We start from the raw sequence: 12,541 nt of genomic DNA, 5'->3' as shown, positions 1-12,541 counted from the left end.
AATGCCCGATCCATCCTCTCCCGCCGTGACGCTTGGCAAAAAACAGCTCCTCCCCTGGTTCGTCTGGCTGCTTCTCTTCTTCGGCACCTGGCTCGCCATCGTCATCTCCGGCAACCATTGGCAGACGCTCAGGGACCACTACGGCATCGCCGTCGCCATGATCTTCGGCTCGTACTGCGCCGGCTCCACACCCATGGGCGGCGGCACGGTCGGCTTCCCGATCCTGACCCTGCTGTTTCACGAGCCCGCCACGCTCGGACGCGATTTCAGCTTCGCCATCCAGAGCATCGGCATGACCAGCGCGTCGATCTTCATCGCCTGCCGCCGCCAACCGGTCGAGTGGCCGATGCTGCGCTGGGCGGTGCTCGGATCGCTCGTCGGCACGCCGCTCGGGATCCTTTTCCTCGCCCCTCACGTTCCTGCGCTGGTCATCAAGATCGTGTTCGCCGTGGTCTGGTGTTCCTTCGGCGTGCTGCACCTCTACCGCTTGCGGGAAATCACCCGCCACGAGGGTCTGGCACCGGGCGCCCATCGCTTCGACCGCCGCGCGGGGCTGCTGATCGGGCTGCTGGCCGGCGCCACCGTCGCCTCCATCACCGGCGTGGGGATCGATATGGTCATTTACGCCGTGCTGGTCCTGCTGTGCCAGGCCGACCTCAAGATCGCGATCCCGACCTCGGTGATCCTGATGGCCGCCAACTCCCTGATCGGCGTGGCGACCAAGGAGCTGACCACCGGCCTGCAGCCCGGCGTTTTCGAGAACTGGCTGGCCGCCGCCCCGATCGTCGCCCTCGGGGCTCCGCTCGGCGCCTTCGTGGTCGATCGGATCGGCCGCACCCCCACCCTGTTCGTCGTTTCGCTGCTGTGCATCATCCAGTTCTTCTGGACCGTGAAGGACGAATGGGCAGCCCTCGGCCTGCTCGGACTGACCGGCGCGCTCGGCGGCGTACTCCTTTTCAACCTCGGCTTCGAGGTGCTGCATCGGATCGGCAACCGCTTCGACCGACGGGGGCTGCGCCAAAATCCGACGGCGCAGGTCGCGGCATCCCCGCTTCCCTGAGCGGCCTCGGCAGGTGCGGGCTCATTCCGGGTGGAAAAGGCCGCTTCCAAAACTGCCCGTGCCTCTTTCCATTTGGAAATGGCCAGTTCCAAAAACGCCCCTGCCCCTTTCCAGTTGGCAAAGGCCACTTCCAAAATCGCCCCTGCCCCTTTCCAGTTGGCAAAGGCCACTTCCAAAACTGCCCATGCCTCCTTCCAGTTGGCAAAGGCCCCTTCCAAAACTGCCCATGCCTCTTTCCAATTGGCGGGGACCACTCGGAAAATTCCGAATGCCGTTCGCCAATTGACGCCGCGATCCGCCGAACAATCGCGCCTTGCCCCTGCCGAGGCGGACTGATTTCCTCCCGGCCCACCATTTTCCCGCAGCAAAACCATGGCCAACAAGGAACACACCGACCCCGTCCGCATGGAGAAGATCGTCTCCCTCTGCAAACGCCGCGGCTTCATCTTTCAAGCCGGCGAACTCTACGGCGGTCTCAACGGTTGCTGGGACTACGGCCCGCTCGGCGCCGAACTGAAGCGCAACCTCAAGGACTACTGGTGGCGCAAGACCGTCCAGGAGCGCGACGACGTGCTCGGCATGGACGGCGCGATCCTGACCCACCAGGAAGTGCTCAAGGCCAGCGGCCACGTCGGGGGCTTCAGCGACCCCATGGTCGATTGCAAGGCCTGCAAAGGCCGCTTCAGGGCGGACAATCTCGAAAACCTCGAATGCGGCCAGAAGCCCTCCTGCAAGCCGGGTGAACACAAGAACTGCGAACTCACGGAGCCGCGGGCCTTCGACCTGATGCTTTCCACCAAGCTCGGCGCGCTGGCCACCGATGACGATCCGAAAGCACTCGCCTACCTCCGCCCGGAGACGGCCCAGTCGATCTTCGTCCAGTACAAGAACATCCTCGACTCGAACCGCATCAAGCTGCCCTTCGGGATCGCTCAGGTCGGCAAGTCGTTCCGCAACGAGATCAACCCGCGCAACTACACCTTCCGCAGCCGCGAGTTCGAGCAGATGGAAATCGAGTACTTCTGCCGCCCCGAGGATGGCCTGCGCCTCACCGACGAGTGGCTCGAAGCCCGTCTCAAGTTCTATGAGGAGATCGGCGTGCCGCGGGAAAAGCTGCACATCCTCGACGTGCCGGACGGCGAGCGCGCGTTCTACTCGAAGAAGACCTACGACATCGAATACGAATTCCCCTTCGGCATCCAGGAGCTGGAGGGCGTGGCCTACCGCACCGACTACGACCTCAGCGTCCACCAGAAGGGCTCGGGTCGCCCGCTCGAGTACTTCGATGAGGAAACCAAGGAGCGCTTCATCCCGCACGTGGTCGAGCCGTCCGCCGGCTGCGACCGCACCGTGCTGGCCATGATCTGCGAGGCCTTCGACGAAGAAGAGCTGACCGACGAGAAGGGCAAGAAGGACGTCCGCACCGTGATGCGTTTCATGCCTCGCATGGCGCCGATCAAGGTCGGCATTTTCCCGCTGCTCAAGAAGAACGAGGAACAGGTGCGGCTGTGCCGCGAGATCCAGAAAACGCTTCAGCCGTGGATGACCGTCTTCTACGACGATGGCGGAGCCGTCGGCCGTCGCTACCGCCGGCAGGACGAGGTCGGCACGCCGTTCTGCATCACGGTCGATTTCGACACCATCGGCGAGAACGGCCCGGAGCTGCAAGGCACCGTCACCGTCCGCCACCGCGATTCGATGGAGCAGGAGCGCCTGCCGATCGACGGCCTGCTGGCCTGGCTGCTGGACCGGATCCGCTGAGCGGCCGGCTCAGTGCTCGTGGTGATCCTGGAGTTCCTCGGGAAGCGGCGTGTCGATGGCGCGCTGCGACTCCCAGCGGGAAATCGCGCCGTCGTCATTGACGTCGTAGTGCTTCATCAGCAGGTCGAGTTCCTCGGGCGTCACGCCCTTGACGTCCGACTCCAGGATCCCCTGCTCGATTTCCCCGCGGGTCAGCTCACCGTTCGCGTTGTAGTCGAAGCGGTCGAACTTCTCCTGCAGGGCCATCACCTTGCGGTTGTGGGCCTCCTCCGTATGGGCACCGAAATGGGCACAGCCGGGGGCCAGCAGGAGCAACGGGAGGAGATGTTTCATGTGCGCGAACTCTCTCCGCGAAATCACCTTCCGCAAGCCCCGACTCGCCAAAACGAGGGTGGCTTCATTCACTGGCCGCGATGCGAATCCGAGTCTTCGTCGCCGGCAAGCCAGCCCTCGACCACGCCCGCCGCGGCGTGGAGGAATATCTCAAGCGACTGCGGCGCTACGGCAACTTCGAGTTGGTGGTGCTGAAGGCCGGGGATTCCGAAACGGTGTCGGCCCACCTGCTGGACCGCACGGAGGGACATCTCCGGATCGCCTTGGACGAACGGGGCAAGGCCCTGACCACGCAGCAGTGGGCCGATGCCTTCGGCCAATGGGAGCAGCGGGGAGACCTCAAGCACGTGAGTTTCCTCATCGGTGCCTCCGACGGCCATACCGAGGCGCTGCGGCGGGCCAGCGACCGCATCTGGCAGCTCTCCAGCCTGACGCTCCAGCACGAGATCGCGCTGGTGGTGCTGCTGGAGCAGCTCTACCGGGTGGCCACGCTGCGCAAGGGAGAGCCCTACCACCGCTGAGCGAGGCACCCGACTCAGCGCCGGGGCTCCATCGGCATCGCGCTCATCTGACCACCACCCTGGCCGGAGATCGGCCGATTGAAAGGCAGCTGGCTGGAGGATGTCGGCGGCGTTTTCGGTTGCGGATCGAGATCCGGATCCTTCATGCAGGAAACCAAGGGAAGCGTGAAGGCGGCCAACAGGAGAACGAGCAAGGGGCGCATGGACGGGAGCATAAAAAAACCTCCGTGCGTTTCAAGCGCACGGAGGTGAAGAATCGTTGATGGGCTCAGTTGGTGGCTGGCGCGGAGAGAATCACGCGGTCGCCGGGCTGGATCACCACGCCGGGGGCGAGGGTGTCGAAGTCGATTTCCGCCACCGTCTGGGTAGCTTCCACGCTGGAAGGGGTGACCTCCGCGATGCGGCGACCGTTGCGGGTCACGATCAGCTTCGACTGCGGCTTGAAGCCACTGTTGGTGCCGGCACCGACGATCACGAAGCCGTAGTTCTGATCGACGCCGGTCACGATCGACGACATCGAGTTGCGGCTCATGCGGCGGTCACGCTCGGACTTGCGGCGGGCGAGGCGGGTGATTTCGTCGCGGTTCTGGACGATGCTCTTCTCTGTCGACTCGATGGTGCTGTTCAGCTCATCCACCTCCGCGGCCAGCTCTTTCTGCCGGTCGGTGAGCGACTTCACGTTTTCCTGGATCGTGTCCATGTTCACATCACCGGGGATGTCGAGTTCCTGGAAGACCCGTTGGACTTCAGTGAGGGCGCGGTTGGCCTTGTCGAGTTCGGCCTTCTGTTCTTCGATGTCGCCCTCGACCGTGGAGATCTCGCGGGTGAGCGAGGCTTGGTCGGACTTGAGCTTGGAGATGTTGGCATCGACCTCGGCCAGCGTCTCGTTGGCGCCGGTGAGCTTGGTGTTCTCGTCGTCCAGCTCGGTCTTGGTCTTGTCGATGCTGGCCTGGACGCGGCGGTTGCTATCGACCACCTCCTGGTGCTTCTCGAACTGCGCGTCGAGCGCCTGCTTGCTGGCGTTGGAGAAATAAGCGCCGGCTCCGATGCCAAGGATGGCGAGAACGTAAATGAGGGCTTTCATGTGTGTCGGGTAAGTTTTTTTGGCGGGCGGCTTCAGTTGCCTTGGCTGGCGCTGGGGGAAGTCGACTCAGCGGCGGCCGGGCGAACCTGATCTCCGACCATGAGCGTGGTGTCCTCGGCCATCGAGCCGGGCACCACATCGGCGGAGGCGCGACCTGCCTCGACGGTGCGGACGCGGAGCTTGGCGATCGTTTCGCCGCCGCGGACCACCTCAAGGGTGGAGCCGGCCACCGCACCCGCGGCATTGCCGGCGGAGATGGTGACGAAGCCCCACGGGCCGTAGATGGCATTGATGGAGGCGCTGTCGAAGAACGAGTTCTTGTTGGAGTAGTCGCGATTGACCTGGTTGTAGCCGGAAATGACTTCCTGGGTGCTGTTGCGCTCCGAGAGCAGGTTGGCACGCTGGGCCTGCAGGGCGGCCTGCTGGTCTTCGAGCTCGTTGATGTCCTCCTTGAGGCCGCGGATCTTGCCGGCCACTTCATCAAGGTCGCCCACTTCCTGGAGCTGCTCCTTGATGTTGTCGATCTGGTCGGAGTTTTCCTTGGAGATCGACTTCTTGCTGTCGAGGTCCGACTTCATCTCCGCGTTCTTGGTCTGAGCGGCGGTCTCCTCCTCGCGGCGGGCTTCGGTCTGCGACTCGACGTCCTGGCGGGTGGCGATGGTGCTGTCACGCTCCCCCTGGAGGTCGGCGAGGCGCATCTGGTTGTTTCCAAGATTCTGCTCGGCTTCCACCCGTCGATCGACTTCGGTTTCCAGCGCGGCTTTGTTCTTGAAGGCGAGATAGGCGGAAGCGGCGAGAAGGACCGCACTGATGATGGCGAAAATGTTGGCCATGGAGTTTTTTCGATGGAAGGTGGGGTTCTTGGGCCCGGAAGTTAGGTAGCCGGAATACCCCCCCGCAACCCTTAAATGCGGCAATTGCAAAGGTGTCTTTACAAGAGATGGCCCCCAAACCATCGGTGCCGGGCCGATATGCACTCCGTTCTACGAGTATTCACCTACCTGAAACGCTATCCGGGACTCGCCACGGCGCAATTCTTCTGCGCGACCCTGATGGCGGTTTCGGTCATTTTTTTCCCGAAGATCGCGCAGGTGGTCATCGATGACGTGGTCCCCCGCCCCGACCGCCACCACGAGCTGCTCTTCTGGGTGCTGCTGGCCGCCGGCGGCTACCTCCTGAAGGACGGCCTCAACTGTGCCCGGATCTTCGTCAACAACCACTTCGAGCAGAACGTCATCTTCGACATCCGCTCGGACCTCTACCGCAAGATCCAGCGGCTGCCGCTGAACTGGTTCGATAGCCGCCGCACGGGCGACATCATGACCCGGGTGGTGGAGGATGTGACCTCGATGGAACGGGTGCTGATCGATGGCATCGAGCTCGGCGTGGTGGCCACCATCCAGCTCATCGCCGTGGGCCTGGTGATGTATCTGACCGACTGGGAGGTGGCGCTGTGGGCGACCCTGCCGATCCCCCTGCTGGTAGTGGGGGCGTGGGTCTATTCCAAGGATGCGCGGCACCGCCACAAGGCCGAAAGAAACGCCACCTCGTCGCTGAATTCCCTGCTGCACGACAACATCGCCGGCATCCGGCAAATCAAGTCCTACGCCGCCGAGGGCGAGGAGCACGCGAATTTCAACCGGCTCTCCGACCGGGTGCGGCGGGCCACGCTGCACCTCATGAAATGGTGGGCGGTCTACAACCCGAGCATGTCCTTCGTGAGCATGCTCGGCTACGTGCTGGTGCTCGGCTTCGGCTCGCAGGCCATCATCGAGGGCCGGATGACGGTGGGCGACATCACCTTCTTTTTCCTGCTCCTGAGCCTGTTCTACGAACCGGTGTCGAAGCTCCGCCAACTCAATCAGCTGGTCTTTTCCTCGCGCGCGGCGGCAGACCGGGTGTTTGAAATCATGGACTCGGAGGACGAGCCGAATGCCGCCGAGGGCGAAACCCTGCCGGCCACCATCCGGGCGGCGGTTCGGTTCGAGCAGGTCACCTTTTCGTATGGCGACCAGCCGACCCTTCACGAAGTGGAAATCCTCGCCCAGCCGGGGGAAACCGTGGCCTTGGTCGGCTCGACCGGCGCCGGGAAATCCACCGTGCTGTCCCTTTTGAACCGCTTTTATGAAGTGACTTCGGGCCGGATCACGATCGACGATCTCGACATCGCGACCCTCGCCAAGCCCGCGCTGCGCGAGAAGCTGGCCTACGTCACCCAGGAGCCGTTTCTTTTCAACGGCACCGTCCGCGAAAACCTGGTCCTCGGTCGCCGCGATGCCGACGAAGCCGCCCTGTGGCAATGCCTCGAGGCGGCCCACGCGGCCGACTTCGTCCGCAAGCTGCCCAAGCAGCTCGACACCAACGTGGGCGAGCGCGGCGTGAAGCTCTCCGGTGGTGAAAAGCAGCGCCTGTCGATCGCCCGCGCCCTGCTCAAGAACGCCCCCATCCTGCTGCTCGACGAAGCCACCGCCTCGGTCGATTCGCAGACCGAGCAGGACATTCAGGCGGCACTCGATGCCCTGATGAAGAACCGGACCGCGTTCGTGATCGCCCACCGCCTGTCGACCATCCAGAACGCCGACCGGATCTACGTGCTCGAACACGGCCGGGTGATCGAGGTCGGCACGCACGAGGAATTGCTCGCCCGCGAAGGCAAGTACGCCGAGCTCTGCCGCAAGTCCTTCCTCGACCAGCAAGCCGCTCCGTAGTCAGCGGATCGCCCGCTTGCGGCCGGAGTCATCGACGCTCACGTAGGTCACGTGGGTCGTGAAAATGGCGGACGCGCGAAGGTTGCGGCGGTCGTGGACCTTCACGTCGTAGCACACCGAGGTGGTTCCCTCTTTCACCCGCTCGCAGGTGATCGAGAGAATGGTCCCCTGGCGCACCGCATGGCGGAACTCGACCCGGTCCATGGCAATGGTCACGAACTGGCAATGCGGGTAGTCGAGGCTGGCGGCGATCCAGCTCGCTTCATCGACCCATGCCAGCAAGCGGCCCCCGAAGAGGAACCCCAGATGATTGAGATCCTCCGGCAGGACCAGGCGCTGGGTTTCCATGCGGGCTCAGAAGAATTTCCGCTTCTTCTCGCGGTAGGCGAGCGAATCGATCGAGTACAACCCGGCGCCCGAGATCACAAGCACCAGGCAGGGCAGGAAATACAGCATCGCCGGCTCCTTGGACGGTCCTTCGCCGGTCATGAAAAACGGCGCGCCGGCGTGGACCTGGAAAGCCGCCACCAGCATCGTGAAGCCGAGCAGGAAGGCCGCCGGCCGGGTCAGCAAGCCCAGCACCAGCAAGGCACTGCAGCCGACCTCCGCGGCCATGGTGGCCAGCATGGCCACCGGTGGGGACATCAGGGACAGCAGCGGCAGGCCCGGCACCGGCCAGCTGTCCTTGGCGGTCTCGAACATCCCGATCTTCGCGGATCCGTGACCGATCAGCATCATCAGGCCGAAACCGACCCGCAGCACCAGCAGGCCGCCGGATGCCACCGCGTCGCGGGTCCCGCATTCGAATAGAAATTTTTTCATGCCTCCTTGTTTTGAGATTTCAGCCGCAGGGTGATCCGCTTCAGCCGGTCGTCGCCGGACGGGGACACGCTTTCCACCTCGTTTTCCCCCACCAGCGCGTTGTGCACCAAGCGGCGGTAATACGCATTGAGCGGGCGCATTTTCACGGCCTTGCCCGAGGCTTTCACGCGCTCGACGAGTCCCTGCACCTCCTCCACGAGGTGATCCTCCTGGATCGCCCGGTAGTGCTCGCAGTCGACCTTGATACGGCGGGCATCGGGGAAATGCTTCCGCAGGATGCGGTTGACGAGATACTGCAGGTCATCGAGCCGCCCTCCGTCCTTGCCGATCAGGTGCTTGCTCTCGCTGGTGAGGATCTGCAGGCACGGACCGTCCTCGACCTCCTGAAGCTCGATGGTCACCGGGAAACCCAGATGACCGAGCATCGTGTCGAGGATCTTCTTTGCCGCCGCCTCGGGTGTCATGACGATTAAACTAACAGGGCTCGGCGGTCGGTCAATCGTCGTGCGCCCAAACCCCGGCGACTTCCTCCGCGACCTTCGCCAGCCGCGCCTTTTCCGCCTCGCTGAAGTCGTGCGGCTCGGGCATCCCGATTCCCAGCGTGCCGATCACCCTTCCGCCATCCGGCGAAAACACCGGCACCGCCAGCGAGCCGGCCACCTTTGTCTGGCGCGCGCCTTCCCTGGCCACCCCGCCGAGGTCCTGCTGCAGGTTGCACAGCTCCACCGGCTCGCGGGTGGCCGCGGCCGCCCCGGCGATCCCCTTGCCGAAGGGGATCCGGGAAATCGCCGGCATCAGGCTTTCCGGCACCCCGATCGCCACCACCAGCTCCAGCCACTCCCCGTCCGGCGAGCGATGAAGCGTGCCGGTCTGGCAGCCGAAATCCTCCAGCACCCTGCCGAGCCACTCGCGGGCGTCCGTTTGCAAGTCCTCCGTCATGTGCGCCCACCCAAGCACCGCCCGCGGCCGGGCGAAAGCCGGAATCTCCGGCAACCGTACGGCTTTTCCCGACACTCACACGATCCGCCCTTCCCATGGCCGGCATCCCTCGGGTAGAGCCTTGGCTTCACATCCCAACCCAGAACATGAAAGCCTTGAATCAACTCATTCTCTTCGGCGCCGTCGCCTCGCTCGTCGCCTGCAAGGAATCGCCCTCGTCCGCCTCCGGTGACGCCGCGGCCGGCGACCTTCCGGCCGAGTCCTTCGGCAAGCTCGCCGACGGCCGCGAGGCCCACGTCTACACGCTCACCAACGCTTCCGGCATGACCGCCCGGGTGTCGGACTTCGGTGCCACCCTCGTTTCCCTGACCGCCCCCGACAAGGACGGCAAGCTCGAGGACGTGAGCTACGGCTTTGACTCGGTCGAAGGCTACGAAAGCGAGGGCAATCCCTACTTCGGAGCCTCGGTCGGCCGCTTCGGCAACCGCATCGCCCACGGCAAGTTCACCCTCGAAGGCAAGGAATACACCCTGGCGACCAACAACGAGCCCGGCGGCATCCCCTGCCACCTCCACGGTGGGGACAAGGGCTTCAACAAGCGGCTGTGGACGGTGAAGGACGCCGAGGCACCCCACTCCATCACCTTCGAATACGTCTCCGAGGACGGGGAGGAGGGCTACCCGGGCACCCTGACCGCCGACGTCACCTACACCCTGACCGACGCCAACGAGCTGAAATGGGAAGCCACCGCCACCACCGACAAGCCCACCGTCGTCAACCTGGTCCACCACAGCTACTGGAACCTCTCCGGCGAGCCGAACACGACCATCAATGACAACATCATGATGATCCCGGCCAAGAACTACCTGCCGACCGACGCCGGCCTGATCCCGACCGGCGAAATGGCCCCGGTGGCCGACACCCCGATGGACTTCACCGAGCCGACCGCGATCGGCGACCGGGTGGAGCAAGACTTCGAGGCCCTCAAGCTCGGCCTCGGCTACGATCACTGCTGGGTGCTCACCAACCCGGACACCAACGGCCTGGCCCTGGCCGCCCGCGTCAAGGATCCCAAGTCCGGCCGCGTGCTCGAAGTCTCTAGCAACCAGCCCGCCGTCCAGTTCTACGGCGGCAATTTCCTCGACGGCACCGTGGCCGGCAAGGACGGCGTGAAGTACCAGCACCGCACCGCGCTGTGCCTGGAAACCGAGAACTTCCCGGACGCGCCGAACCATCCCGAGTTTCCCTCGGCCGAACTGAAGCCCGGCGAGACCTACCGCCACCTCATGGTCCTCAAGTTCTCCGCCGAGTAACTTCCGACATTTCGATGGCAAAACCGCCGGGGGCAGCCCCCGGCGGTTTTTTTATCTAACCCCGAGCCCTCGCGGAGCACACACTCCGCGCTTGCGGCGGTTTGATACGCTCCCTTGAATGGCGCGCCTTCGACCACTCAGGAAATCCGGAACCCATGGAAATCATCCTCTTCACCATCTTCGTCGTCGCGGTCATCGGACTCGGCATCTACCAGGGAAACAAAACCTCCGGTGACTCGGAGGGTGGCGGTGCCTCCGGCTACTTTCTCGCCGGCCGCGGCCTCACCTGGTGGCTGGTCGGCTTTTCCCTGATCGCCGCCAACATTTCCACCGAGCAGTTCGTCGGCATGTCCGGCCAGGCCGCCGACCACCTCGGCATGGCCATCGCCTCCTACGAGTGGATGGCCGCCATCACACTGGTCGTGGTCGCCTTCATCTTCCTGCCGAAGTTTCTCAAAGCCGGCATCTACACCGCGCCGGAGTTCCTTGAATACCGCTACGGCCTCTTCTCCCGAATGGTGATGGCGATCGCCACCCTGATCATCCTCGTGGGGGTGCCGACCGCCTCGGTCATCTTCTCGGGCGCCAAGGTGGTGTCGGTCTACTATCCGGATGTCCCGCTGCTGGGGAATCTGACCAGCGCCTGCTGGATCATCGCCCTCATCGCGGCAGCCTACGTCTTCGTCGGCGGTCTCAAGGCCTGCGCCTGGACCGACCTCGTATGGGGAGCTTCGCTGATCCTTGGCGGGGCGGTCGTGGCCTGGCTCGCCTTCCAGCACCTCGGAAACATGGACCCCGCCACCCTCGCTCCGACCGCCACGCAAAAGGACGTGACCGTCGACCAGCTCGCCCAGGCCGGCGCCTTCGAGCGGTTCCAGATGCTCAACGCCGGCGCCGCGGAGGTCGGGGGCAAGCTGCACATGAAGCGCCCGCTCACCGATCCGGACATCCCGTGGACCGCGCTGGTGCTCGGTCTTTGGATCCCGAACTTCTTCTATTGGGGCCTCAACCAGTACATCATCCAGCGCACGCTCGGCTCGAAGTCGCTCGCCGAGGGCCAGAAAGGCATCATCTTTGCCGCCTTCCTCAAGTTGATCGTGCCCTTCGTGGTGGTGATCCCCGGCATTCTTGCCTTCAACATGTTCTCGGCTGAAATGGCCAAGGCCGGGGGTGGCTACGATTTCGATGCCTCCTTCCCGCTCCTCCTCAAGAACCTGATCAAGCCCCACCCGTGGATCTCGTGGTTCGTGCTCGCCGCCATCTTCGGCGCCGTCGTTTCCTCGCTGGCCTCGATGCTCAACTCCGCCTCGACCATCGCGACCATGGACCTTTTCCACAAGGTGAAGCCCCATGCGACCGAGAAGCAACTGGTGGTCACCGGCAAGGTCTTCGTCGTCCTGTTCGTCGTGATCGCCGCGATCATCGCGCCCTTCCTCGCCAATCCGAAGTTCGGCGGGATCTTCACCTTCATTCAGGAATTCCAAGGCTTCGTGTCGCCTGGGGTCCTCGCCGTCTTCCTGTTCGGAGTGCTCGTTCCGCGCGCGCCCCGTTTCCTCGGCTGGTCGGGCATCATCCTGAACGCCGTTCTCTACGGTCTGATCAAGTTCTCGCTCGCCGACATCATCGTGGCCAAGGGGCTGTGGTTCGCCGACAGCATCTCGTTCCTCGACCGGATGGGCATCTGCTTCATCATCGTGATGATCTACTGCGCGGTCATGACCGCGGTGAAGCCGCTGCCGAGCCCGATCATCCTGCCGGAAAACAAGGCCATCAACCTGGACTCCTCGCCGATCGCGAAGCTGACCGGTGCCGCCGTGATCGTCATGACGATCATCCTCTACATCGTGTTCTGGTAAAAGCCCTTGCGACGATTCCCCGCCCCGCCCGGCATCCCGCCGGGCGGGGCTTTTGCGTTTCATGCACGATCTTCGCCGCGCGTGACCCGCTTTCCCCTTTGCTCGCCCGGCCCCATCCTCCAACCTCTGCCCCGCAACCACCCA

General features: G+C 64.0%; 14 protein-coding genes. 6 read left to right on the top strand and 8 right to left on the bottom strand.

Annotated features, from left to right (window positions below):
• Position 1: 1 nt before the first annotated feature.
• Both ABXH26_RS00960 and ABXH26_RS00955 read left to right on the top strand, forming a co-directional pair.
• Positions 2-1,060 (top strand): sulfite exporter TauE/SafE family protein, encoded by a 1,059-nt coding sequence (locus ABXH26_RS00960; protein WP_353565147.1) that lies wholly within the window; start codon positions 2-4, stop codon positions 1,058-1,060.
• A 372-nt stretch (positions 1,061-1,432) separates the two neighbouring features.
• The gene (locus ABXH26_RS00955) at positions 1,433-2,821 is read left to right on the top strand and encodes a glycine--tRNA ligase (RefSeq protein ID WP_353565146.1); all 1,389 of its coding nucleotides are present in this window, start codon (positions 1,433-1,435) and stop codon (positions 2,819-2,821) included.
• A gap of 9 nt (positions 2,822-2,830) precedes the next feature.
• On the opposite strand, the gene ABXH26_RS00950 is transcribed toward ABXH26_RS00955, so the two are convergent.
• Complete coding sequence (locus ABXH26_RS00950; protein WP_353565145.1) at positions 2,831-3,154, bottom strand: EF-hand domain-containing protein; 324 nt, start codon at positions 3,152-3,154, stop codon at positions 2,831-2,833.
• 80 nt (positions 3,155-3,234) lie between these two features.
• On the opposite strand from ABXH26_RS00950, the gene ABXH26_RS00945 reads away from it, so the two are divergent.
• Positions 3,235-3,675 carry a 23S rRNA (pseudouridine(1915)-N(3))-methyltransferase RlmH gene (locus ABXH26_RS00945; protein WP_353565144.1) on the top strand — a complete coding sequence of 147 codons (441 nt, stop codon included), beginning with the start codon at positions 3,235-3,237 and terminating at the stop codon, positions 3,673-3,675.
• 14 nt (positions 3,676-3,689) lie between these two features.
• On the opposite strand, the gene ABXH26_RS00940 is transcribed toward ABXH26_RS00945, so the two are convergent.
• The 3 genes from ABXH26_RS00940 to ABXH26_RS00930 form a co-directional block, all read right to left on the bottom strand.
• Positions 3,690-3,878, bottom strand: coding sequence for a hypothetical protein (locus ABXH26_RS00940; RefSeq protein WP_353565143.1), 189 nt, complete (start codon positions 3,876-3,878; stop codon positions 3,690-3,692).
• Positions 3,879-3,943: 65 nt separating this feature from the next.
• The gene (locus ABXH26_RS00935; protein ID WP_353565142.1) at positions 3,944-4,759 is read right to left on the bottom strand and encodes a hypothetical protein; all 816 of its coding nucleotides are present in this window, start codon (positions 4,757-4,759) and stop codon (positions 3,944-3,946) included.
• 32 nt (positions 4,760-4,791) lie between these two features.
• Positions 4,792-5,592 (bottom strand): hypothetical protein, encoded by an 801-nt coding sequence (locus ABXH26_RS00930; protein WP_353565141.1) that lies wholly within the window; start codon positions 5,590-5,592, stop codon positions 4,792-4,794.
• Positions 5,593-5,730: 138 nt separating this feature from the next.
• Between ABXH26_RS00930 and ABXH26_RS00925 the strand changes: the two genes are divergently transcribed.
• Positions 5,731-7,467: an ABC transporter ATP-binding protein gene (locus ABXH26_RS00925; RefSeq protein WP_353565140.1), complete on the top strand. Its 1,737-nt coding sequence runs from the start codon at positions 5,731-5,733 to the stop codon at positions 7,465-7,467.
• Here the strand turns inward: ABXH26_RS00925 and ABXH26_RS00920 are convergent, their stop codons facing one another.
• Genes ABXH26_RS00920 through ABXH26_RS00905 form a run of 4 tightly spaced genes read right to left on the bottom strand, consistent with a single transcriptional unit; the run spans position 7,468 to position 9,228 of the window.
• Entirely contained in the window at positions 7,468-7,815 is a 348-nt protein-coding gene (locus tag ABXH26_RS00920) for an acyl-CoA thioesterase (RefSeq protein WP_353565139.1), read from the bottom strand.
• A gap of 6 nt (positions 7,816-7,821) precedes the next feature.
• Positions 7,822-8,289: a DoxX family protein gene (locus ABXH26_RS00915; RefSeq protein ID WP_353565138.1), complete on the bottom strand. Its 468-nt coding sequence runs from the start codon at positions 8,287-8,289 to the stop codon at positions 7,822-7,824.
• Complete coding sequence (locus tag ABXH26_RS00910; RefSeq protein WP_353565137.1) at positions 8,286-8,753, bottom strand: Jag family protein; 468 nt, start codon at positions 8,751-8,753, stop codon at positions 8,286-8,288. The genes ABXH26_RS00915 and ABXH26_RS00910 overlap by 4 nt, the downstream gene beginning before the upstream one ends.
• Before the next feature lie 31 nt (positions 8,754-8,784).
• Positions 8,785-9,228: a GAF domain-containing protein gene (locus tag ABXH26_RS00905; RefSeq protein ID WP_353565136.1), complete on the bottom strand. Its 444-nt coding sequence runs from the start codon at positions 9,226-9,228 to the stop codon at positions 8,785-8,787.
• Between the two features lie 146 nt (positions 9,229-9,374).
• On the opposite strand from ABXH26_RS00905, the gene ABXH26_RS00900 reads away from it, so the two are divergent.
• Positions 9,375-10,541: an aldose epimerase family protein gene (locus ABXH26_RS00900; RefSeq protein ID WP_353565135.1), complete on the top strand. Its 1,167-nt coding sequence runs from the start codon at positions 9,375-9,377 to the stop codon at positions 10,539-10,541.
• A 155-nt stretch (positions 10,542-10,696) separates the two neighbouring features.
• Positions 10,697-12,397: a sodium:solute symporter family transporter gene (locus ABXH26_RS00895; RefSeq protein ID WP_353565134.1), complete on the top strand. Its 1,701-nt coding sequence runs from the start codon at positions 10,697-10,699 to the stop codon at positions 12,395-12,397.
• Positions 12,398-12,541: the final 144 nt, after the last annotated feature.

The organism is Haloferula sargassicola (assembly GCF_040362925.1).
GTDB lineage: Bacteria > Verrucomicrobiota > Verrucomicrobiia > Verrucomicrobiales > Akkermansiaceae > Haloferula > Haloferula sargassicola.
This window is presented reverse-complemented; position numbering and strand designations above follow the sequence as displayed.